Genomic DNA, 22,580 nt, shown 5'->3' on the forward strand with positions numbered 1-22,580 from the left:
CGACGAATGCGGCGGTTATCGGCCGCGATCTGGCAGAATGGTGGTCAGTTCGATGGAAGCGCTGGGCATCGATTGTTCAATGCCCAAGGCGTAGGCCGATCTCCTGGGTTTCTAGATCCACCAGGAGGCTGTTCCTTTCGAAAAACCGTATCCCGACGATGTTATGTTCAAGACCCGGTACAATCTCCACTTCGGGCTTGTAGGTGGTTGTAAAATTCCAATCGTCCTGACCTTCGGTTTTCACCGCAACCTTCGTGCCGGCGTCTAATGACCTATACGGTTTGGACGTGTCGGTCGGGACCATAATGGTTGAGTTCCCTGTGTCGTATAGCGTTGGCCGACAATTGGGTTTGGAGTTCCATGAGAGGCAGGATTCAAAGGTTGGGAAATTGTAGCGCGGGTTGGCCTGTTTCCATTTCTGCATCTTGAAAGTCTTCTTTACGTCATCCGGAACGCCGATGTGCAAGGCTCGAACCTCAGGGCAATTGCCCTGCTCGTTTGTGCATGGCTTCCACGTGCTGCCGATCGGGGAGAGGTAATAACCTCTGTGCAGGACTGTCCCTACGCTTACAGCGGCCATCGGCGACCTGATCATCTGATTTGGCCCATCGCCTCCAATGGGCGAGATGCCAAAAATGCCTTTTGGCCAGAGCGGACCGCCGACAATTTCACCTGTGTCACGTCTGACTTGCTTGTAGCGAATGAGGAACGAGACCCGCCTGTCCGTGGAAGCCGATGAGACCGGCGAACCAAAAGTCACGCGCGCTGAAGCCACATTTCCATACTCATCGTAGGTGCCATAATGCATGACTACCTTCTTGGTGGTGACAAGTATCCCATCGAACTCCCGACTTTCTGTAATCTTAATGCCGTCCTCGGAACAGAGTTCGGCGGGGAGCGCCGATAGACACTCGATTGTCATACCACTAGACCCTGTATCCAACAAAATCGGCTGATCGATTTTCCGATTTCCTAGGGAAATAATATTCACATAAAGCATGTGAATGTTCTGTGGATTTCCGGGGTACTCTAGTTTCGTCAATGGAATAGCCGTTGGGCCGTCGTCAGCTTCAGATGAAGCGGGCGAATAAATGAGTGCGCAAAATAGGGTCGACAGCACCGCCCCAGATATCTTCATTTCCTTACCGTGTTTCTAATCGATAGATTTCATCGGGGCCGAACATGGAGTATTGCATGGCGTTTTGCAATTTCCGTCTCTTTCAGTGCACGCTGCTGTAGACTCAAACTTTCGGCGACCGCAGCACCAGAAGCGGGCATCTCTCGGCGAGCCCGTAGCCGCCGGTTGGAGCAATGCGGACGTCGTTGAAGAATGCTTCCGCCTCGGCCACGAGCTGCGCTGGTGGTGCAAAACTGTAGATGGCCGTGGAGTTCCGGTAAACGTCGATGGTGGCGATGACAGGCAGGTCCCAGCCCGTCCGCGCGGAAAGTTCCTGGCGGTCAGGGAAGAGTGCATCGAACCTTTCCGCGATCGTCCTGACTGGAATCGCATGGTCGGTAGCGCGGCCTGTCGCGGTCATGGCGACGCGCCATTTGAGCTCGTGGAAAGTGGAGACACCGCCAGAAAGCGCAAGCGCCTGCACCGCTGCCGGATCGTCCGGTGTCTCGGGACCGGCGAAGAGACGCAGGCCCGCGCGGCCATCAGGGCGCAGCACGCGGGCGATTGCCGCGAACAGCGCTCGGCGCGCGGTTGAAAGCCCGAGCACCGACAGGCAGCCGTCGCCGATCACCGCATCGACGCTTGCATCGGAAACCGGCAGGTCGAGCCAGTCGCCTTTGACAGCCTTTCGCGACGCAGTGTCGCCTGGCCAGATTCCAGCGATCATGTCGGAGGATTCGTCGACGGCCATCATGGTCGCGCCGAGCGCGGCGAGCTCCGGAGTCACACCGAGCAGAACGACATGCGCCTCCGAAAGGTCGAGCTCGCGATGGTAGGTTTCCACCGCTTCGGCGGGAGGCCGCAGCGGCGGTCCGAGCAACTTCCAGTGCCCTCGAATGGCATTCCAATGATCAGTCATCCCTGGCCCCAAGCCGGCATTGTATTCAAATGCATAATCGAGGACGCTAATGAAACCAAGTGCGGGGGGCGCATGACACGCATCGCGGTTATTACACATGAGTTCGACAGGTTCGAACGCCGGCGCGGCCCGCTGTTGCGCCGCGACAGTCCCTACATGCTCTTTGATTTGCTGGAAGAACTGAAACGGCGCGGCCATTCCGTCCGCATACTCTCAGGAACGTCGGCGAAGCCGGAGGCCGATATAGCGGTGCTGCATGTCGATGCGACCGTGACGCCACCCGAATATGTCGAATACGCGCGCGCTTTTCCCTTCTGCCTGAACGTTGGGGCAGCCGACATCTCCAAGCGCCGTGTCAGCGGCGCCGTGATCGGCAGGGATGACGACTGGCCAGGGCCGGTCATCGTCAAGAGCAATCTCAACAATCTGGGAATGCGTGAGCAGTCGCTTAACCGGCGATCGCGACGTGCCGGAAAGCCGGAGCCATTTCCCGGCGTCGAGCTTATCGAGGGCTACCACGTCTGTACGTCCCTTTCGGATGTTGCGCCTGCGGTGTTCGACCGAAGGGATCTCGTCGTCGAAAAGTTCATTCCCGAGCCGGAACCGGACGGCTTTGGCGCCCGCTTCTGGACATTTTGCGGGGAGCGCGAGCGCTGCACCCGCCATGTTTCGCCACAAAGCCTGGTCAAAGGCGACGACACGATCCGTCGTGAGCCGGTTCCGGTTCCCGAGGAGCTGCGCGCGCTGAGGCGCGAACTTGGCTTTGACTATGGCAAGTTCGACTTTGTCATGCACGAGGGCAGGGCGGTGCTGCTTGACGCCAACAAGACACCCGGCGGCGCCCGCAATCTTTCTGCCTTTCTCGCCGCCGGCAATGCCAATCTTGCCGACGGCTTCGAAGGCCTCATCCGCGAGTTTACATAACCGGCGTCCTGACATTCATGTCGGCAGTCACCCTCTTATTCGGCGTGGCTTCACGACGATCATCAGGCTTACAAGAACACCCGCAACTGGGTGTGGATGATCGACCGGTAATCCTCGATCGTGCGCCGGCCTTCTTCCTCATCTTGCGTCAGGGCCAGGCGCACGACGCCGCCGGCAAGCTGGAAGATGAGAAAGACCAGGCGTGCGAATGCCTCGCGCTGCTCCGCCTGAAGCATCGGACCGACATGGTCGCAGAATATCTTCGACTGATGTCTCGTCTCGGCGATGTCGAGATGTTGCAGCGCCTTATCGGCCTGGATGGCATTCTGCAGGTCCTGAATGGCCGGGTCAGCCGCGACACGGCTGTAGTAGTCGTTGAGCAGGCGGTCCGCGGCGCCGGTCACGTCGCCCAGCCCCTGGATTTCGGCGATGATCGCGCCGAAGCGCGCCCGGCTGACCTCCGAGAACCGCTCATAGAGCATCGCCAGGATCGCCGACTTGTTGGGAAAGTAGTGGTAGACGGTGGCGATCGGCCCGCCCGCCAGCATGCCGACCTCCTTCATGGTGACGGCGTCGATGCCCTTTTCGCCGATCAGCCGCATGGTGGTCGACAGGATGGCGTCGATGCGTTCGCGGCTGCGCTCCTGCTTGGGTCTGCGCCTGGGCTCGGTGGCCGTTCGTGTTGCTTCCGTCATGCACCGATCTTTCGCACGGGTTCCCGAATTGCGGTTGACAAAAAATATGATCAAGTATCAGTTTCTTAAATGCTGACAGATTGTCAGCTTTTCTGCCGCGCGGCAAGGACGTTGGGAGGCGCCTTTGACTTCGACAAGCACCGGTCTTCAGGGCGATGGTGACTGGCTGGTCGGCAATCCGACCGGCGGCCAGCTTGCCTCGGCCTTGTGGATCGGGTCGGTCGGCCTGCTCATTTTAGGTCTGCAGCCCGTCCTGCTCGGCGCGCTCTATACCGAGGGCCATGTCAGCGGCGACGAGCTGGCACTGGTCGCCACCGCCGAGATGATCGCTATCGCGATCGGCTCGGCGATCGTCGCGATGCTGCTCTCCGCCCGCAATATGCGCTGGAAAAGCGCGGCCCTCCTGCTGCTCCTGGCGTTGGCCAATGTCTGGACGGCCTATGCCGCCGGCGCCAACACGCTGATGGCGGCGCGCGCTCTGGCCGGCCTTGCCGAAGGTGGCCTTGTCGCGGTCGCCACCGAACTGATCGCCCGTTCGCGGCGCGCCGAACGCATCGGCGGTTTCTTCGTCACCATGCAGACGCTGGCGCAATGCGCTCTTGCCTTGCTGCTGGCGCTCTATGTCATCCCCGCCGCCGGATCGGCGGGCGGCTTCCTCGTTCTCGCGGTCGTCTGTGTCGTGTCGTTGGTAATCGCCTTCGCGGTCCCCGCCGACTATGCCGACCTGCCGAAGGACGAGAACCTCGCCAATGTGCTGACGGGTCCCTCGATCACCGCGCTGTTGTCGGTCTTCTGCTACTTCATGTTCTTCGGCGCGGTCTGGGCGTTTTTGGAACCTCTCGGCGCCCAATTCGGCATCGATGGCCGCACCGTCGGGCTGATCGTCTCGGCCAGCCTCGCGGCGCAGGTGCTGGGCGCGATGACGGCGACCGTGTTCGAGGCGCGCATCGACTATCGCCTTGCCATCGCGGCGATCGGCATCGTCGCGCTTGCCGCCTCCCTCGTGCTTGCCAGCGGACCTAGCCTTACGACATTCTGGGTCGCCGCCCTGGTCATGGGTTTCATCCTGCTGTTCATCGTGCCCTACCAGATCCGGCTGGCGATCACCGCCGACGAGACGCGCACCGCCGTGCTGCTGGTACCGGCCGCCCAGCTTTTCGGCCTGGCGATCGGGCCGGTCGCGGCGTCGCTGCTCATCGACGGCAAGGATTTTCGCCCGGTTCCGGCATTCGCCGCCGCGAGCGCCGTCGCCAGCGTAGTGCTGCTCGGCCTGTTTGTCCTCGTGGCGCGGCGTCGCCGGGCTATTGCGTGAGCGGCATGTCGAGCAGCTGGAGCAACTGGTCGGGCTTCGTCACCGCCGAGCCGCGGCTGCTTGCCAGCCCGGCCGATGCTGGCGAGCTCGGCGATCTCATTCGCACCGCGCCCGGTCCGGTCCGCGTCGTCGGCGCCGGTCACTCCTTCACGCCGCTGGTGAAGTCGCAAGGCACCATCCTGTCGCTGGAGAAGCTGGAAGGGCTGGTCTCGCATGACGCGAAAAAACATCAGGCGCGCGTGCGGACAGGGACGCGGCTTGGTCCGCTCATGCACATCCTGCAAGGCATCGGCCAGGGCCTGCCCAACATGGGCGACATCGACCGCCAGGCGATAGGCGGCGCGCTGGGCACGGCTACTCACGGCTCGGGGCCGACGCTCGGTGCCTATCACACGCAGCTGGAAACGGTGCAGATCGTCGATGGGCTTGGCAAAGTCCGCGAGTTCAAGCGGGAAGGGGATCAGGAGACGATCCATGCCATCGGCGTCACGCTCGGTGCCTTCGGCGTCTTGAGCGAAGTGACGCTGAACAACATCGCGACCTACCGGCTGCGCCGCCGCAAATGGGTGCTGCCGATCGGCGACATGCTGCGCGATTTCGAAACGATGATGGCCGCGCATCGCTCGGCCGAATTCTACTACATTCCATTTTCCGGTTACGCGCAGTTCATCGCCAGCGACTTCAGCGCCGAGGCCACGACGACGCGCCCGACCGACGATGATGAGGGCTCGTTGCGCACGCTGCGCCGCTTGCGCACCGGGCTTGCCTGGCTGCCGTCGCTGCGCCGCCGGCTGATCCTGGGCGCGGTCGCCAAGGTGCCGGCCGAGGATTATGTGCAGGACTGGCTCAACGTCTATGCCAGCGACCGGCAGACCAGGTTCAACGAAATGGAATATCATCTTCCCTTCGAGGAGGGGCCGAAGGCGCTGGCCGAGATCATCGAACTGACCGAGAAGCATTTTCCGGAAGTCTATTTCCCGATGGAGGTGCGGTCGGTGGCATCGGACGAATTCTGGCTCTCGCCCTTCCACAAGAGGCTCACCTGTTCCATCGCCATCCACCACGACGCGGCGAACGATCCGTTGCCATTCATGCGCGCGGCCGAGCCGATCTTCCGCAGATATGGCGGCAGGCCGCACTGGGGCAAGATGCACAGCCTGAAAGCGGCCGACCTGAAAAAGCTCTATCCGCGTTGGGACGATGCGATTGCGGTGCGCCGCGACATCGACCCGCACAACCGTTTCGTCTCGCCCTATATCGCCGATCTCTTCGGCATCGACCAATGAAAGCCTATTTCGCCTCGCTTTCGGATGCGCTGAAGCAGGCGGGCATCTTCCAACCCTGCCTGCTGCTCGACCGCGACCGGCTGGACAGCAACATCGCCCTGGTGAAGCAAAGGCTCGATCCCCGCCTCGCCGTGCGGCTGGTCGACAAGTCGCTCGCTTGCCTGCCGTTGCTTGCCCATATCGGCAAGGCGCTTGGTACCCACCGCTTCATGACCTTCCACCCGCCGATCAGCGAGGCGGTGCTGAGCGCGTTTCCGGATGCGGACCTCCTCTACGGCAAGCCGATGCCGGTCGGCGCGGCAAGGGCGGCGCTTTCCAAGGGGAACGCAGCCGGGTCGAGGGTATGCTGGCTGATCGATACACAGCAGAGGCAGGCGGAATATGGCGCGCTCGCCGACGAACTCGGCGTCGAGCTGCGGATTGCTTTCGAAATCGATGTCGGACTGCATCGCGGCGGCTTCGCCGAACCGGAAGCCCTCTCGCAGGCGTTGAAGGCGCTGCCGGCCCACAAACGGCTGCGCTGCGAAGGCGTCATGGCCTATGAAGCGCATGCGCCGCATATACCCGGCCTGTTCGGCGGGCCGGCGAGGGCATTGGCGCAAGCCTCGGAACGAGCCGCCGCTTTCGTGGCGCGCCTCGGCATGGACCAGCGCCATATCTTGAACATTGGCGGCAGCAAGACAGCGCTGCTTCATCATGGCGGCGCTGCCAATGAAGTGTCGATGGGCTCGGCCTTCGTGCTGCCCGGCGATTTCGACACGCCGGGCCTCGGTGGCTTTCAGCCGGCGGCCTTCATTGCGACGCCGATCCTGAAAGTGGTCGAGCCGATGCTGCCCGGCCCGCCGGCGGTTTCGCGTCTGCTCCAGGCGCTCGGCCGGTTTCCGCGCAAGGGTTGTTATCTCTATGGCGGCAAATGGATGGCCGAACCGGTGTTTCCCGAAGGCATGACGACGAACGGCCTGCTTGGCCTGTCCTCCAACCAGCAATTCATGGGCCTGCCCGCCGAGGCCGTTGTCAGGCCCGGCGACCATGCGCTCCTGCGGCCCACGCAGAGCGAAGCCGTGCTGCAGCAGCTCGGACCGATCGCGGTGCTTTCCCGTGGCAGGATCGTCGACCGCTGGCCGGTGCTGCCGATGGGGTGACGTTTCGGCGTTCGCCATTGGCGCCTGCATTTGCGATGTCGTGATTCTAGGGGCTGCGCTCCGCTTCGCTCCTTCTGCTAGAATGACGAAGTTGTGAAGCGCCTCGTTGCAATGACTTTATTGACTAAGTCAACTAAATGATTGATCCTGTCCACGACAGGAGGAGTGCCATGACGATCCACGACCACCCCGGCAAGGAACGCATCGACGCAGTGCGCGCCTTCAACCGCTTCTACACCCGCCAGATCGGTGTGCTCGACGAAGGCTGGCTGAAAAGCACCTTTTCGCTTACCGAGGCGCGGGTGCTCTATGAGCTTGCCCATCGCGACGGGCTCGTCGCCAGCGACCTGGTGCGCGATCTCGGCCTCGACCCCGGCTATGTCAGCCGTTTGCTCAAAAAATTCGAAGAGCGCGGTCTGGTCGAGCGCGAAGCCACCGAAGCGGACGCGCGCCGCGCCTCGATCGCGCTGACGCCGGCGGGCAGGGAAGCCTTCGCGCCGCTCAACCAGGATTCGCACGACCAGGTGCGAGCGCTGCTCGATCGACTGGCGCCCGTCGACCAGGATCGGCTGGTCAAGGCCATGCGCATCGTTCAGGACCTGCTCGGCGACAGACCGGAACCCAAGGTGCCTTACATCCTGCGGCCGCTAGAGGTTGGCGACATCGGCTGGGTCACGCGCCGCCAGGGCATGCTCTACGCGCAGGACTATGGCTGGGACGAAACCTATGAGGCGCTGGTCGCTGAGATCCTCGGCGAGTTCGTAAAGAAATTCGATCCGAAATGGGAGCGCGGCTGGATCGCCGAGCGGGAAGGCGAGGTCGTCGGCTCGGTCTTCGTCGTGCGCAAGTCGGATCAGGTGGCCAAGCTGCGGCTGCTCTATGTCGAACCGTCGGCGCGGGGCCTCGGCATCGGCAAACGGCTGGTCGAGGAATGCATCGGCTTTGCCCGCGCCAGGGGGTACAAGACGCTGACTTTGTGGACCAACGACATTCTGACCGCGGCCCGGCACATCTACCAGGCGGCCGGTTTCAAGCTGACCGAGGAAGAGCCTCACCATTCCTTCGGCAAGGATCTGGTTGGCCAGAACTGGGATCTGGAGCTGTAGCGGCGCCTCTATGCCTTGACCGGCACCCAGATCTCCAGCCCGCCATTACCGGTGCGGGCATCGAATTCGGGCCCATAGCGCTCGAATTCCGGCACGTCGGCGATTTCATGGCCGGAGGCCGGGAGCCAGCTGTTCCAGATCGTGTTGATCGTGCGCCGGATGGTCGAGATGTGCTCGCGATGCGTGAAAACGGCGTATTTCCGCGCCGGCACATGCACCCGGTAGAATTCCTTCGGCAGGTCGGAGAAGTCCGACACCTCGACGCCGACGACATAGTCGAAATTGCCGGCATCGTCGCCATTGAGGCAGACACCGTAGAAAACGCCTGGGACTTCGCCGGGGATGTTGCCGATATAAGGGCTGAAACGCTGCCACTGCATCGGAATGCCGGCGCTCGATTCGCAGCTGTAGCGCTCGCCGAAGCCGGCGATGAGGAAGGGTCGGCTGGTCTCGAAGCGCGGTGGTTCAAGGCTGGTGAGCAGGGTATGGTCCATCAAGATAGGCTCCACGAGATCGAGTGTCTTGGTCGAACCTTGCGCGCGCACCAGTTCCGGCGTGGTGCCGAACTGGTCGCGGAAGGCACGGGTGAAAGCCTCATGCGAGTTGTAGCCGGCGTCGAGCGCGACGCACAGTATGTCGGGCGCGCCGCCGGCGAGCCTGCGCGCCGCCTCGGTCAGCCGGCGCGAGCGCATGTAACCCATGACGGAACGGCCGGTGGCGGCGCCGAAGGCGCGCGTCACATGAAAGCGCGACACGCCGCTGCTGTGGGCGACGTCGTCGAGCGTAACAGCCTCCGGCAGGTGGCTCTCGACAAACCATAGCGCTTTCTCGGTCGGGTTCATGTGCTCCTCGCATGTGGCGTCTTCACTCTGGCGCCTCGTTGCCCGGCCAGTTTGATCGAAATTGCGCATGGCGCAAAATCGAAAACGGCAACGCTGACAGGCGTGGACGCAAAGTCCGTCCGCGCCCATGCCGACGGCAGGCTTGCTCTCGTATGAGTTCTGTTATAACAAAACGAGGCAATCGCCTTGCCTCGAAATCGCTCGCGGCATAGGCTGCGACTCGTGATGGTCCCCGAGCCGAAAGGCGAGGGGTGAAAAGGGAACGCGGTGAGACCCGGTTTTTGGGTCGAGGCCGCGGCTGCCCCCGCAACTGTAAGCGGCGAGCAAGATCCGGAACGCCACTGGCCGGCAAGGCTGGGAAGGCAGGATTGCGCAGAGACCCGTGAGCCAGGAGACCTGCCATCACTGAGTTGACCGGACGGGGTGTGCCGGGAGGAGACGTGGACATCGGTCTTGTCGGCCGGTCGACCAACATTCTTCCGTCGCCAGTTTTGAAAGTGACGTGAAGTTGGACGGCGCAATCGATCGTATTCAGCCCAGCCCCATGCACCAGATCATCGTGTGCACCCTTTGCCGCGACGTGCCGACCGGCGTCAGGTCGGGCGAAGGTTTGTGCGCCGAGTTGCGCTCCCGCCTCTCGGCCCAGCCTGACGTGGCGCATGGTTTCACGGTCGAGGGCGTGGCTTGCATGGCGGGTTGCGCGCGTCCCCTGACGGTGGCTTTCCAGGCACCAGGCAAGGCCGCCTATCTCTTCGGGTCGATCGACGCGCAGGCCGACGCCGCCGACCTCGTGCGATTTGCCCGGCTCTACGCTTCGCTTGCCGACGGCTGGTGCAATTCCGGACAACGTCCGCCGCGCCTGGCCGGCAAGACGCTTGCCCGCATTCCGGGGGCGGGCAAGCTGGCGGAAGGCAGTCGATGACAACGCCGCTTCTCGATGCGTGCGACCTGGGCGCGATAGCGAATGGCCGGCATCTGGTCCATGCGGTCAGCCTGTCGGTGACATCAGGCGACCGCCTTGCCATCATTGGCCCCAACGGCGCCGGCAAGACCACGTTGCTGCGCATGTTGTCCGGCATGCTCAGGCCGAGCTTCGGAGAGGTGAAGCTTGGCGGGCGGCGCCTGGACAGGATTTCGCCCGCCGAGCGGGCCCTGCATATCGCCGTCGTGGGCCAGAGCGACCAACCGGATCCGCGTTTGGCGGTGATCGACTATGTCGAGCTTGGCCGCGTCCCGCATGCCGGCCTGAGGGGCCGGAGCGAGGAACGCGACATTGTGGTGGACGCGCTGCGCCGGACCGGCCTGTTGTCGTTGCTCGGCCGGAGCATCGGCTCGCTGTCTGGTGGCGAACGCCAGCGCGCCCAGCTTGCGCGTGCCATCGCGCAGGAGCCCAAGATCCTTTTTCTCGACGAACCGACCAACCACCTTGACCCGCGCGCCCGCGCGCAGCTGCTCGAACTGGTGGCCGGCTTCGGCATGACCGTTATCGCGGTGCTGCACGATCTGACCCTGGTGGCACCCTTCGCCACCAGGGTCGCGGTGATGAACGAAGCCCGGCTGCAGGCGCTGGCGCCGCCGCACGAGGCGTTGACGCAACAGCTGATCCGCGAGATTTTCGGCGTCGACGTGTTTCGCCTGCGCCATCCCACCGAGGATCGCGAACTGACGGTGTTCGACCTTCCGAACCGCGCCTCGCCGCCATCCTGATCAACGCCCCTCATCGTCCGACACGGTTCAACCAAGGAGCAAATCCGTGAAACGCCTTGCCTTCTCGCTCGCCCTCTCGCTGCTGGCCTCGACGGCCTTCGCCTTCCCCGTCACCGTCGACAGCTGCGGCAAGCCGCTGACCTTCGACGCTCCGCCGAAGCGCGCCGTCATCCATGATCTCAACATGGCCGAGATGGCCTTCGCGCTGAAGCTGCAGCCTTCGATCGTCGGCCTGACGGGCATCAGTGGATGGTACAAGGTCGGCCCCGAATTCAAGGCCGAACAGGGTGCCATTCCCGAACTGGCGCCGAAATATCCGACCCTGGAGAACCTCGTCGCCGTCGAGCCCGACTTCTTCTTCGCCGGCTGGTACTACGGCATGAAGCCCGGCGGCGACGTGACGCCCGACACGCTCGCTCCGCACGGCATCAAGACGCTGGTACTGACCGAAAGCTGCGTCCACCTCGACAAGAGCCGCCCGGCCGCCTCCATGGACCTGCTCTATGGCGACGTCGAAAAGCTGGGCAAGATCTTCGGCAAGGAGGCAGAAGCGGAACAGCTTGTTGCCGGCTGGAAGGCGCAACTCGCCGAGATCAGCGCCAAGGTCGGCAGCGCCAAGGTTGGCAGCGCGAAGGGAACACGCGTGTTCCTCTACGATTCCGGCGAGGACAAGCCGTTTACCGCGGGAAAATTCGCCATCCCCAGCGCCATGATCTCGGCGGCCGGCGGCGACAATATCATGGCCGACTTGGAAACGAGCTGGGGCAACACGGACTGGGAGACGGTGGCGGCGCGCAATCCGCAATTCCTCATCCTGCTCGATTATCAGGACGGCGGCGGCTACAGGAAACTGCTCGATTTCCTGAAGGCGCACCCGGCGATGAAGGAGACGGACGCGGTCAGGAACGAGCGCTTCGTGGCGCTTCGTTATGCCGAGCTGACACCAGGACCGGCGAACATCGAAGCCATCGGCAAGATCGCCAGGGCGATGCATCCGGAAGCGTTCTGATGGATCTTGCCCGAGAGCGCAAATCCGGCGCGCTTTCAGGGCACAGGGCCCTCACGCTGGCCATGACGGCGGGCGCGGGGGCGCTCGTCGCTCTCGCGCTGCTGTCGATCGCTTATGGCTCGACGCTGATACCTCTGAGCGATGTCATCGCCGCCCTTGGCCGTGCCGTCGGACTGGACGAGCCTGAGATATCGGGCCCGGTCGGCAAGATCGTCGTCGACCTGCGGCTGCCGCGCACGATCCTGGCGATCTGTGTCGGCGGCGGGCTGGGCATCGTCGGCGCGCTTTTGCAGACGGTGACCCGTAACGATCTTGCCGACCCCTTCCTGTTCGGCCTGTCGTCGGGGGCCGCCGCCGGCGCGGTTTCCGTCATTACCGTGTTCGGCGACAGTTTCGGCATCTGGACCTTGCCCGTGGCTGCGTTCTCTGGCGGCATCCTCGCCGCCTCCATCGTGCTTTTGCTGGTGGCGCGGGTGAGGGGGCAAGGTCCTGAGCGGCTGATCCTCGCCGGTCTTGCCGTTTCCTTCATGTTCACGGCCTTGACCAATTATCTGGTTTTTGCCGGTGACCAGCGCGCGGCTCATTCGGTCCTGTTCTGGACCATGGGCGGGCTCGGGCTGGCGCGCTGGGACAATGTATGGCTGGGGGCGGTGGGCGCCGGCACGATCGCGGCCTACGGGCTGTGGAGCCATCGCAGCCTGGACGCTTTCCTCGCCGGTGAGAGCGCCGCCGAGAGTCTAGGCGTGCCGGTGGCGCGCATGCGCAGGACGACTTTTCTCGTGGCCGCTTTCTCGACGGCAATCCTCGTCTCGGTCGCCGGCGTGATCGGCTTTGTCGGATTGATGATACCGCATCTGTCGCGGCCGCTGGCCGGTCCACTGCATCTGCGCCTGATCACAAGTTGTGCGCTGTTCGGGGCGGTGCTGCTGCTGGCAAGCGATCTCCTGGCCCGAACCTTGCTGCCGCCGCAGGAACTGCCGATCGGCATCATCACCAGCTCGCTCGGCGCGTTCTTCGTCGTCACCATGGTTGTCCGAAACCGCCTGTGAAGACGTGCCCTCCGAGCGTTGTTGCGCACGGGTACACGTTCATCTGCCGCTAACCAGGATCGGATTGCAGGCCTGCCATGCGCATTTTGCCGGCTTTCATCGCGCTGTGGCATCTTGAATAGTAAGCACGCTTATTATATCTATCGCTCATGGTTGCAGATGGCATCGACAGATTGGGATTTTTGATCCACGACGTGCAGCGCCTGATGCGCAAGCGCTTTGAGGCGCGCGCCAGCGGGCTCGGCCTGTCTTCGGCGCAATGGCGGCTTCTGGTCCGCGTTGCCAAGGAGGCGGGCGTAGCACAGGCGCGGCTCGCCGAACTGCTCGAAATCGAGCCGATCAGCGTCTCACGCCTGGTAGACCGGATGGAGGAGGGCGGCTGGATCGAACGCCGCTCCGACGCGGCCGACCGGCGCGTGCGCATGATCTTCCCGACCGAGAAGGCGAACGCGGCCTATGCGGACGTCAAGAGCCTTGCTGGCGAGGTCTATGAGGAATCGCTCAGCGGCGTTTCGCCCGAAGATCGACGCGTCCTGATCCGGGCGCTGGATGTGATCGTACAGAATCTGACGGACGGCGAAGCTTCGTCGCTCGAAAAGATCAAGAGTGCGGAAGGTGCGGCAGCATGAACGCGGTAGCCAAGGTCGAAGAAAACGCTCCCAAGGTGGAGATGGAAGCGCCTGCCCAGCCGGCCGCCGCTCCCGTCGCGGTCGCTCCTCCCGTGCAGCCGGCCCCGGCGCCGAAGAAGCGCCGCATCGGCCGCTTCTTCCTGATGTTCGCCTTGCCGGCGGCATTGGTCATCGGCGGCGGCTATGTCTGGGTGACGGGCGGGCGCTACCAGGAAACGGAAAACGCCAATCTGCAGCAGGCCAAGGTGTCGATCGCCTCCGACACGGCCGGTCGTATCGTCCAGGTCGCCATATCGGACAATCAGACGGTGAAGAAGGGCGATCTCCTGTTCGCCATCGACCCGGAGCCCTACCGGATCGCGCTTGCCCAGGCCGACGCAGCGGTGGCCGCCGCGCGCCTCAATGTCGAGCAGCTGCGCGCCGCCTACAGCCAGGCGATGGCACAGGAGAAATCCGCCAGCAGCGAAGTTGCCTATGCGCAGTCGCAATATGACCGTGCCGCCGATCTTGCCCAGAAAGGGATCAATGCCAAGTCTTCGCTGGATGAGGCCAGGAATGATCTCGACAAGGCCAAGCAGCAGCTTGCCGTTGCCGATCAGGGCATCGTCAGCGCCAAGGCGGCACTTGGCGGCAATCCCGATATCGAGACGGACAAGCATCCGACCGTGATGTCGGCACTCGCCGCGCGCGACAAGGCTGCCTATGACCTGGCGCAGACCACGGTGAGAGCACCTGCCGATGGTCTTGTCTATCAAGCCGCATCCTTCAAGGTTGGCCAGTATGTCGGCTCCGGCACACCGTTGTTTGCGCTGGTCGAGACCGGCGACACCTGGATCGACGCCAATTTCAAGGAAACCCAGCTCACCAACATGAAGCCGGGTCAGAAGGCGGAGATCGTGGTCGATACCTATCCGGGTAGGACCTTCGAGGCGACCGTCAAGGCTATCGGCGCCGGCACCGGCGCCGACTTCTCGCTGCTGCCGGCCCAGAACGCCACGGGCAACTGGGTCAAGGTCACCCAGCGCATTCCGGTCCGCCTGGAACTGACCGATCCCGACGCCAGGATGGCGCTGCGCACCGGCATGAGTGCTTCGGTCACCGTCGACACCGGCATAGCGCGCGGCTGGCCGTCGATCTTCGGCCACGCCACGGCCGGCGAGCCCGCGCGGTAAGACAGCGGAAGCCCGCAGGGACCGGGCGGGTCGAAGCGAGTTTGCAGGATTGGTCTGATGGAGGGGTGGGAAGGATCAGTGTTTGGGCGAGCCGCATGGCAGCTGTCCAAAGGCCTGAAATCTTCGACACGGTCCCGTCGGTCCTCAAGTTTCCGGGCGGCAGCGTCCGCTCAGCTGGAGACATTCGGTCGATGTAACCCCCACATCGACAATCGCGTCCCACCGCGATGAAGGTCTCTCGACGGAAGGCTTCGCCGCCCGGAAACCCGTTGTACACGTTTCTGTTACTGTCTGGAAGTTCTTCGCCATGAGCACGCCTGAACCGTTCAAAGAAGTGCCACATCGTGGCCTGATCACGGTGGCGCTCATGCTGGCGACGGTCATGCAGGCGCTCGACACCACGATCGCCAACGTCGCGCTCCCGACCATGACCGGCGATCTCGGCGCTTCGCCCGACAACATCAACTGGGTGCTTACCTCCTACATCGTTGCCGCCGCCATCATGACGCCGGTCACCGGCTGGCTCGCCGATCGCTTTGGGCGCAAGGAGCTGTTCCTGGCGGCGGTGGTCGGCTTCACCATCTTCTCGATGTTGTGCGGCCTGGCGTGGAGCCTGGAAACCATCGTGCTTTTCCGGCTGATGCAAGGTGTGTTCGGCGCCGCGATCGTGCCGCTGTCGCAGACCTTCCTGCTCGACATCAACCCCAAGGAACGCCACGGCCAGGCGATGGCGATATGGGGCGCCGGCATCATGCTGGGACCGATCCTCGGCCCCACCCTTGGCGGCTGGCTGACCGAGAATTTCAACTGGCGCTGGGTGTTCTTCATCAACCTGCCGGTCGGCATCCTCGCCTTCCTTGGCATGGCCGCCTATCTGCCGGCTGTTGCCCGGCGGGTGCGCAGCTTCGATTTCTTCGGCTTCGCCATGATATCGCTCGGCGTCGGCGCGCTGCAGCTGATGCTCGATCGCGGTGGCGAGGTCGACTGGTTTTCCTCGATCGAGATCTGGATCGAGCTTGGTCTTTCGATCACCGGTTTCTGGGTGTTCGTCATTCACACGGTGACATCGGAACATCCCTTCATTGATCCGAAGATTTTCCTCGACCGCAATTTCGTCACCGGTCTGGCATTCATCTTCGTCATGGGCGTGCTGATCCTGGCTTCTATGTCGCTGCTGCCGCCGATGCTGTCGACCATCTTCGGTTATCCGACCGTCACCATCGGCATCGTCATCGGGCCGCGTGGCGTCGGCACGATGATTTCCATGCTCGTCGTCGGGCGCATCATGGGCAAGATCGATGCCCGAATTCTGGTCGTCATCGGCTTCCTCCTGACCGCGCAGTCGCTCTACACCATGGCCAGCTTCACCCCACAAATGGACAACTGGCTGATTCTCAGCTCCGGCGTGATCCAGGGCCTGGGCATGGGAATGGTGTTCGTGCCGCTGTCGACGGTTGCCTTCGCCACGCTCGATGCCCGCTACCGCACCGATGCAACCTCGTTGTTCAGCCTGGTGCGTAATCTTGGCTCGTCGATCGGCGTCTCGGTCGTGACGGTGCTGCTGGTGCGCAACACGCAGATCAACCACGCCGAGCTTTCGGCCTTCATCAACCCGTTCAATCCCAATCTCTGGGCTGTCTCGCCGGCGGCCGCCGGCGGCGCCCCGACGGCGCTGTCGCAGGTCGATCGCATGGTCAATCTCCAGGCGATGATGATCTCCTACGTCAACGACTTCAAAATACTGATGATGATGACGCTGGCCGCCATCCCGTTCGTGCTTCTGTTGCGCAAGCCGAAAACGGCACCGGCCGGCGGCGGCGCGCCTGCCGCCCATATGGACTGATGGAGCGGCCGCTCGCCAGGGGATGTCCGCCGGCGATATCTTTGCTACCTGCCGAGCACCAGCGACCAGTAGCGCAGGTTGGGGTCGCGGCCGTCACGGACATAGGCAAGCCCGAAGCGGCTGAAGTCCGGATCGAGTATGTTGCGCCGGTGTCCCTGCGAATGCATCCAGATATCGAACAGCTTCTGTTGGTCGAAGCGGCCGGCCGCGATGTTCTCGGCCGCGGCGCCGTGTACGCCGTTGTCCTTCATGCGCGAGGCGAAATCCTTGCCCCAGCCGGTGGTGTGGCTCATGTTTTCACGCTGCGCCATGTAGCCGGCCTGCTGGAGTGCTGCTTGCTCAAGCTGTGCGTCGGAAACAAGCGGCCCTAGCCCGGCGGTCGCGCGCAGGCTGGCCAGCGTGCCGGTTGCCGAGGAGGAGACCCCAGCGCCTTGCCCGGTCGGCAGCGAAACGGTGCCGCAGGCGGCCAGCCCGAGCAAGGCCGCGAGGCCGGCCGTCTTGAGCCAGGTGCGCCTATTCAGGTTCGCGATCCGGTCGCTTTCGAGTCTTGAAGTGGTCATGCCTGCCTGAGATAGTCGTGATCATGGCTTTTGCCGGGCAGGGTGATGAAAATCTGAAATCGAATGGCGGTCAGCCGCTTATTTCACAAGCGTGATGAGGCGGCCGGCATACATCTCGCGATTTCCGAACACGGCCGTGCAGTCGGTTTTGATGGACGAGTTGCCTGTCATCTGCACGGTCAGGCCAACAAGCCTCAGACAGTCGCCCTGACCGCTCATATCCGAGTTGCCGGCAAAGGAAATGGCCGCGTCAGGCGCATAGACGAACCCGCTGATCACGGAATTCGCGCCGCCATTCAGCGTCAAGGCCGATGTGTTGCCATGGTTCTCGAAAATGGTGATGCCTGCGTAGGGGCCACTGGTGGGCGGAGAAAGGTCCACCTTTTCATTGGCATTTATGTAGATCTGTGCGCCCTCCATCAGGAATATGGTGACGCCGTGGCCGGTCAGGCTGCCGTTGCCGCCCGGTTTCAGGGTCACGCCGCGCAAAATGTAGACGCCCGGGTTGAGCGTGATATTTCCCGACAATGTCTTGTCGCAATAGGTGCCGGGCGACAGCGTGTAGGTTTTGCCGTTCGGGACCGGCAGGCAGAATGTGTAGGGGGGAGGCACGATGTCGGCCAGGGGATCGAAGGACGCATATTGATGTTCGAGCGGCGCGCCGCAGGCGAGATTGGCACTGGGCGGTAAAAGCCCGGAAGTGCCGCCGACGGTCGAGACGCAACCCGCCGAAACCTGCGCGGAACCGCCTCTGCTGACGGCATCGGACGCGTCCGAGTTTGCCGCGATCACGCAATTGCTCATGGCGACATTGGTCGAGCCCTGCAGGCTTGCCGCGGCCGACGCATGCGGATCGAGCGCCAGCACGCAGGCCTGTGCGCCCGGGTGCATCTTGACCGTCGCCGACCGGTGAGCTGGCCAGGGGGCCGCGCCATTGATGAAGCTCGGACGGTTGATGCCTGACGAAAGCGAGATGTAATAGGCGCTCGGGTCGCCGCTGGCTGTGGCCGAAAAAGCGGAGATGCTGTCTGAATATTCCTGTTGATCGGCGACGCTCATATTGGCCGCAAAGAATGTCAGCCCAAGCCCTTGGACATCACTCGCGCTCATGCTGGGCAGGTACTTCGTGCCGACGGCAAGCCCAGCCGCGTCCAGCGAGTTCTGCAATTGCGCGGCGTCATCGCTCGTGCCTGTCAGGTCGAGGGTGCCGGCGACGACGGCCATTATCGGCAGCAGCGCTATGGCGGTCGCCATGGCAAAATTGCCGTGCTCCGAAGACCAGAAGCCCTTCAACGTGAACATCGCCCCTCGCCAAGGTTTGAAAAGCTCAGGTGATACACCTTGGGGTCTCTACGAGTAATTTAAGCAATAGCTAAAATGCATAGATTCTAAGATGAACTCGGTGGTTCGCCAAACCAAGGCCGCCCAGCAGGCATAACGAGACGCGCGGCGACAATCCCGGGAAGATCGGATATGATGCCAGCGTTCTTGAAGTGGCAGCTACGGGCGGCCACCCTAGGCGGTGACCGCCCCCCGAGAAAAACGGAGGTAGGTTATGGCCGGCTTTCATGTCATGGCGGACGCGCACGGGATGCATGTGCAACCCGCGGTCCGCCGCATTTCCACGCCAGACCTCTGGGACGCATTGAGACTTGGCGCCGAGGACTTCTGGGCCAAGCCCTCGCATTACGTGTTCCTGTGCCTGATCTATCCGGTTGTCGGCCTGATCCTGACGCGGTGGACCTCCGGCTCCAACGCCATCCAACTCGTCTATCCCTTGATGTCGGGCTTTGCCCTTGTCGGCCCGTTCGCCGCGATCGGGCTCTACGAGATCAGCCGCCGGCGCGAGCTCGGCATGAATACCAACTGGCGGCACGCCCTCGACGTGCGCCGCTCACCGGCGCTGCCCTCGATAGCGGCCATCGGCATCATGCTGTTCGCGCTGTTCCTGCTGTGGCTGTTCACGGCGCAGTCGATCTACACCAGCCTTTTTGGCAGCGAGCCGCCGGCTTCGGTCGGGGCCTTCCTGCGCGATGTGCTGACGACCAAGAAGGGCTGGACACTGATCCTTCTCGGCAACGCGGCCGGCCTGGTCTTCGCGGTGGTCGTGCTGGCGACCACGGTCGTTGCCTTCCCGCTTTTGCTTGATCGTGACGTCGGCGCCGTTTCGGCGATTGAGACCTCGGCCCGGGCGGTCATGGCAAATCCGCTGCAGATGGCGCTCTGGGGTCTGATTGTCGCGGTGCTGCTGGTGATCGGCTCTATCCCGCTGTTTGCCGGTCTCGCCGTCGTCATGCCGATCCTCGGCCACGCGACCTGGCACCTCTACCGCAAGGTGGTCGAGCCCGCGCAGATCCGGCCCCCGCGCCGTCCGATGTGATGCCTCAACGCTGCGCGTCAGTCGCCATCTTCAGCGCCAGCGCCGTCAGCACGGTTCCCATCATCCAGCGCTGGATCACCAGCCATAGCGGCCGCCCGGCGAGGAAGGTGGCGATCGAGCCGGCGGTCAGCGCGATGATGGCATTGACGCTGAGGCTGATCGATATCTGCGTCGCGCCCAGCACTAGAAGCTGCGACAGGACATGGCCCTTGCCGGGGCTGATGAACTGCGGCAGCAGCGAAAGATAGAGAACGGCCACCTTGGGATTGAGCAGATTGGTCATCAATCCCATGGCGAACAGCTTGCGCGGCCGGTCCTTCGGCAGGTCGCGCACCTGGAACGGCGAGCGTCCGCCGGGTTTCACCGCCTGCCAGGCCAGCCACAGGAGATAGAGCACGCCGGCAAAGCGCAACACGTCATAGGCATAGGGCACCGCGATCAGCAGCGCCGTGATGCCGAACGCGGCCGACAGCACGTAGAACAGGAAGCCGACCGCAACGCCGCCAAGCGAGATCAGTCCGGCCTTCGGCCCTTGCGACAGCGAGCGCGAGATCAGGTAGATCATGTTGGGGCCTGGCGTCAGCACCATGCCGAGGCAGACCAGCGCGAAGGCGAGATGGTTGGCGGTGTCGGGCATTGTTCGTTCCCCAGCGTGCCGCGATGGATGAGGGACCGCGCGGGCGGTCAATCTGTGCCCGTCACGGCGGGCGTCTGCAAGGGCTTGACGCCGCCAGGCGTTGCGCCAGGAACGATCCTGGTTAGCCGACCACGCGCAGGTTCGACAGTTCGCTGCCGATTTCCTTGAAATCGTTTGCCAGGCTGGCGCCGGTCGCATTCCAAAACAGCTTCGCCGGTTTGCTCGGATCCGTCGCATCCTTGCGGAAGCGCGAATTCGACGAGCAGGATTTCAGCGCATCGATCGCCAGCTTGTCGCTGGCCTTCGTCGTCGACAGGTCGAGCGCCACCGTCATCACCATGATGTTGGCTGCCTTGGCGTTGTTGCAAAGCGTGGCCATCTGCTCGTTGAGCGCGTTGGTGTAGTTGCCGTTCGAATAGTCCAACTGACCGATGGCGCTCGACGTGCCCATGAACAGGCGGCCGACCGAAGTGCCGTTGTAACCGGGGTTGAGATAGCCGTAGGACGCATAGGTCGATTTCGAATTGGCGGGATCCGAGTAGCCCAGCGAGGAAGGTGTATAATAGGTGTTGGCGCCGTCGGTCAGCACGATCACCACCTTGTCGTTGCCTCTTTCGGTTTCTGGGCGCCCTTGCGTGAACGGCTCTCCGCTCGAAACCACCCGCCAGCCCCAGGCCATGCCCTCGGGGACGTTGGTGCCGCCATTCGGCTGCATCAGGTCGATCGCCGCCTTGATCGAGGTGAGCCCGTCGGCGACGCTGACATCGGTCAGCGGCGTGATCGGGTTGGTGGTGCAGCTGTAATTCGGCCCGTTCCCGGCGGGCAGCGCCGGCGCATCGATCGGCCGCGGCTGGAAATACTTGGCCATGTTGCGCAGCCGCGATTGGCCGCTGCTGCTCGATGGATCGTCGTTCCACCAGCTGTTGACGGCGCCATAGGTTGCCGGCGCGGCCTCGTCGGGATCCTGGCTGAGCTTCCAGTGATTGCCCGGTTCGTCGGGTGCGAACATGGGCACGAACATCGTTGCCGGATCGCCGACGCCGATGCCGGTGTTGGCCGAGCCACCGGACGGCGTGGCGTCGTTGATGTTGTAGGGGTAGGGCCTGGCCTCGACGCAGCCTTGCCAACTGGCGAACGGACCATAGGAATCGATATAGTCATATTCGTCGTGGCTGCTTTTGCAGGTGTTGTTCGAATTGTATTGGTCGCACACGACCCGTTTGCTGTTGACGACCCGCTCGTGGTTGGTGACGACCTGCATGTCGCGGTAGAGCGAGAACCGGGTCAGCATCTGGCCTGCCCCGGTTCCCCAGCCGGTCCCGCGCTTGTACCAGATGCCGTTGGTTTGCTGGGCGTATTTGTTGGCGGCGTTCAGCGTCGACCAGTCGAAATTCTCGTTCGACACCGGCGACAACCCTTCGGTGTCCATCCACGATGCGTTGCCATTCCTGGGGCCGACATTGACCGAGGCGGCAAAAGGGACGAGGCCGAATTGCACCGGCTTGTCGACCTGCTTGATCATGATCGCCTGCTGGGCCAGCGTGTCGACCAGCTGCTTGGAAGCAGTCTTGAGAAGATCGATGCGCTTTTGCCCCGAGCCCGTGCCGAGCGTGGTCATCGATCCGGAATTGTCGAGCACCAGGGCAACTTCCAGCGTGTTCTTCAGCCGCACCTGCGAGCTGACGTTGAAGCTGAGCCTCTGGTTCGCATCGGTCGCCGATTTGCCGACGAATTGGGCGAAGGCGGGGTAGAAATAGGGTTTGTAGTTGAGCTGGGCGGTCATGGTGAGCAGGCCGCCGCCGCTGGTGTTGCTTGGCAAGATGACGTTGAGCGTGGCGCTGGCGGGATCGATATCGTTCAAATTGGCGTTGAAGAAGTCGAGCGCATAGGCTCTCAACTGGTCGTCGGTCGCACCTTCCGTCAGCCGGCGGGCCGTAGCGAAGTTGGCAGCGTCGAGCGCGTTCATCAACATCTGCTTTTCGCGGTTCATTTCCGTGAAGTCGACAGCGAGCGCCAGACCGCCCATCAGCGGCACCATCGCCACAACCGTCATAAGAGCATAGTTGCCGCGCCTGTCGCGGCGGAACTGACGCCAGATTTCATGCATGTCTTGAAGCGGCCCCCGCCGACGGATTCTCGGTCGGCGCGAGCTTCCCACAGAACGCTGAAGGACGGGTTTGGGAAACCGCTCTATTGCTTGGTTGGCGCTTCACCAACCGCTAACCAATCAAAGGCCGCGGCTTGCGCCGCA

The 22,580-nt window shown here is 63.0% G+C and carries 21 protein-coding genes and 1 riboswitch; of the genes, 13 read left to right on the forward strand and 8 right to left on the reverse strand.

Going from position 1 to position 22,580, the window contains the following annotated elements; all coding sequences use genetic code 11:
• Nucleotides 1–76: 76 nt before the first annotated feature.
• Both EN804_RS13570 and EN804_RS13575 read right to left on the reverse strand, forming a co-directional pair.
• A complete protein-coding gene (locus EN804_RS13570; protein ID WP_135897763.1) occupies nt 77–1,000 on the reverse strand; it encodes a hypothetical protein in 924 nt (307 codons plus the stop codon).
• A 241-nt stretch (nt 1,001–1,241) separates the two neighbouring features.
• The gene (locus EN804_RS13575) at nt 1,242–2,234 is read right to left on the reverse strand and encodes a class I SAM-dependent methyltransferase (protein WP_246693427.1); all 993 of its coding nucleotides are present in this window, start codon (nt 2,232–2,234) and stop codon (nt 1,242–1,244) included.
• Here EN804_RS13575 and EN804_RS13580 point away from each other — a divergent pair.
• A complete protein-coding gene (locus EN804_RS13580) occupies nt 2,193–2,960 on the forward strand; it encodes a hypothetical protein (RefSeq protein ID WP_245512025.1) in 768 nt (255 codons plus the stop codon). The genes EN804_RS13575 and EN804_RS13580 overlap by 42 nt on opposite strands.
• Nucleotides 2,961–3,028: 68 nt before the next feature.
• Here EN804_RS13580 and EN804_RS13585 read toward each other — a convergent pair whose 3' ends face one another.
• Complete coding sequence (locus EN804_RS13585) at nt 3,029–3,655, reverse strand: TetR/AcrR family transcriptional regulator (RefSeq protein WP_135919750.1); 627 nt, start codon at nt 3,653–3,655, stop codon at nt 3,029–3,031.
• Between the two features lie 124 nt (nt 3,656–3,779).
• Here EN804_RS13585 and EN804_RS13590 point away from each other — a divergent pair, with 124 nt between their 5' ends.
• From EN804_RS13590 to EN804_RS13605, 4 genes are all read left to right on the forward strand, one after another.
• A complete protein-coding gene (locus EN804_RS13590) occupies nt 3,780–4,967 on the forward strand; it encodes an MFS transporter (RefSeq protein WP_135919752.1) in 1,188 nt (395 codons plus the stop codon).
• 5 nt (nt 4,968–4,972) lie between these two features.
• Nucleotides 4,973–6,253, forward strand: a complete 1,281-nt coding sequence (locus EN804_RS13595; protein ID WP_135919754.1) for a D-arabinono-1,4-lactone oxidase — start codon at nt 4,973–4,975, stop codon at nt 6,251–6,253.
• Nucleotides 6,250–7,395 (forward strand): DSD1 family PLP-dependent enzyme, encoded by a 1,146-nt coding sequence (locus EN804_RS13600; RefSeq protein ID WP_135919756.1) that lies wholly within the window; start codon nt 6,250–6,252, stop codon nt 7,393–7,395. Before EN804_RS13595 ends, EN804_RS13600 begins: the two co-directional genes overlap by 4 nt.
• 170 nt (nt 7,396–7,565) lie before the next feature.
• Nucleotides 7,566–8,501, forward strand: a complete 936-nt coding sequence (locus EN804_RS13605) for a helix-turn-helix domain-containing GNAT family N-acetyltransferase (RefSeq protein WP_127869705.1) — start codon at nt 7,566–7,568, stop codon at nt 8,499–8,501.
• A gap of 8 nt (nt 8,502–8,509) precedes the next feature.
• Here EN804_RS13605 and EN804_RS13610 read toward each other — a convergent pair whose 3' ends face one another.
• Nucleotides 8,510–9,343: an AraC family transcriptional regulator gene (locus tag EN804_RS13610; RefSeq protein ID WP_135919758.1), complete on the reverse strand. Its 834-nt coding sequence runs from the start codon at nt 9,341–9,343 to the stop codon at nt 8,510–8,512.
• Nucleotides 9,344–9,552: 209 nt separating this feature from the next.
• A riboswitch (cobalamin riboswitch) is annotated at nt 9,553–9,762 on the forward strand.
• Between the two features lie 125 nt (nt 9,763–9,887).
• On the opposite strand from EN804_RS13610, the gene EN804_RS13615 reads away from it, so the two are divergent.
• The 7 genes from EN804_RS13615 (at nt 9,888) to EN804_RS13645 (ending at nt 16,752) form a co-directional block, all read left to right on the forward strand.
• On the forward strand, nt 9,888–10,265 hold the full coding sequence (locus EN804_RS13615) for a DUF1636 family protein (protein ID WP_135919760.1): 378 nt from the start codon (nt 9,888–9,890) through the stop codon (nt 10,263–10,265).
• A complete protein-coding gene (locus EN804_RS13620; RefSeq protein WP_135919762.1) occupies nt 10,262–11,050 on the forward strand; it encodes an ABC transporter ATP-binding protein in 789 nt (262 codons plus the stop codon). Before EN804_RS13615 ends, EN804_RS13620 begins: the two co-directional genes overlap by 4 nt.
• 46 nt (nt 11,051–11,096) lie before the next feature.
• The gene (locus tag EN804_RS13625; RefSeq protein ID WP_135919764.1) at nt 11,097–12,059 is read left to right on the forward strand and encodes an ABC transporter substrate-binding protein; all 963 of its coding nucleotides are present in this window, start codon (nt 11,097–11,099) and stop codon (nt 12,057–12,059) included.
• Between the two features lie 62 nt (nt 12,060–12,121).
• Complete coding sequence (locus EN804_RS13630) at nt 12,122–13,108, forward strand: iron ABC transporter permease (protein ID WP_135919872.1); 987 nt, start codon at nt 12,122–12,124, stop codon at nt 13,106–13,108.
• Between the two features lie 149 nt (nt 13,109–13,257).
• Nucleotides 13,258–13,737: a MarR family transcriptional regulator gene (locus EN804_RS13635; RefSeq protein ID WP_135919766.1), complete on the forward strand. Its 480-nt coding sequence runs from the start codon at nt 13,258–13,260 to the stop codon at nt 13,735–13,737.
• The gene (locus EN804_RS13640; protein ID WP_135919768.1) at nt 13,734–14,909 is read left to right on the forward strand and encodes an HlyD family secretion protein; all 1,176 of its coding nucleotides are present in this window, start codon (nt 13,734–13,736) and stop codon (nt 14,907–14,909) included. The genes EN804_RS13635 and EN804_RS13640 overlap by 4 nt, the downstream gene beginning before the upstream one ends.
• A 307-nt stretch (nt 14,910–15,216) precedes the next feature.
• Nucleotides 15,217–16,752, forward strand: coding sequence for a DHA2 family efflux MFS transporter permease subunit (locus EN804_RS13645; RefSeq protein WP_135919770.1), 1,536 nt, complete (start codon nt 15,217–15,219; stop codon nt 16,750–16,752).
• A 44-nt stretch (nt 16,753–16,796) separates the two neighbouring features.
• Here EN804_RS13645 and EN804_RS13650 read toward each other — a convergent pair whose 3' ends face one another.
• Both EN804_RS13650 and EN804_RS13655 read right to left on the reverse strand, forming a co-directional pair.
• Nucleotides 16,797–17,312, reverse strand: coding sequence for a CAP domain-containing protein (locus tag EN804_RS13650; RefSeq protein WP_127869699.1), 516 nt, complete (start codon nt 17,310–17,312; stop codon nt 16,797–16,799).
• A gap of 78 nt (nt 17,313–17,390) precedes the next feature.
• Nucleotides 17,391–18,614, reverse strand: a complete 1,224-nt coding sequence (locus tag EN804_RS13655; protein WP_135919773.1) for a TadE/TadG family type IV pilus assembly protein — start codon at nt 18,612–18,614, stop codon at nt 17,391–17,393.
• Nucleotides 18,615–18,867: 253 nt separating this feature from the next.
• Here EN804_RS13655 and EN804_RS13660 point away from each other — a divergent pair, with 253 nt between their 5' ends.
• Nucleotides 18,868–19,692 (forward strand): DUF2189 domain-containing protein, encoded by an 825-nt coding sequence (locus EN804_RS13660; protein ID WP_127278889.1) that lies wholly within the window; start codon nt 18,868–18,870, stop codon nt 19,690–19,692.
• 4 nt (nt 19,693–19,696) lie between these two features.
• On the opposite strand, the gene EN804_RS13665 is transcribed toward EN804_RS13660, so the two are convergent.
• Both EN804_RS13665 and EN804_RS13670 read right to left on the reverse strand, forming a co-directional pair.
• Complete coding sequence (locus EN804_RS13665; protein ID WP_127278888.1) at nt 19,697–20,329, reverse strand: LysE family translocator; 633 nt, start codon at nt 20,327–20,329, stop codon at nt 19,697–19,699.
• A 121-nt stretch (nt 20,330–20,450) separates the two neighbouring features.
• Nucleotides 20,451–22,436, reverse strand: coding sequence for a TadE/TadG family type IV pilus assembly protein (locus EN804_RS13670; RefSeq protein WP_189524514.1), 1,986 nt, complete (start codon nt 22,434–22,436; stop codon nt 20,451–20,453).
• Nucleotides 22,437–22,580 lie beyond the last annotated feature (144 nt).

The sequence above is a fragment of the Mesorhizobium sp. M8A.F.Ca.ET.161.01.1.1 genome, from assembly GCF_004792105.1.
In the GTDB taxonomy this organism is placed as follows: domain Bacteria; phylum Pseudomonadota; class Alphaproteobacteria; order Rhizobiales; family Rhizobiaceae; genus Mesorhizobium.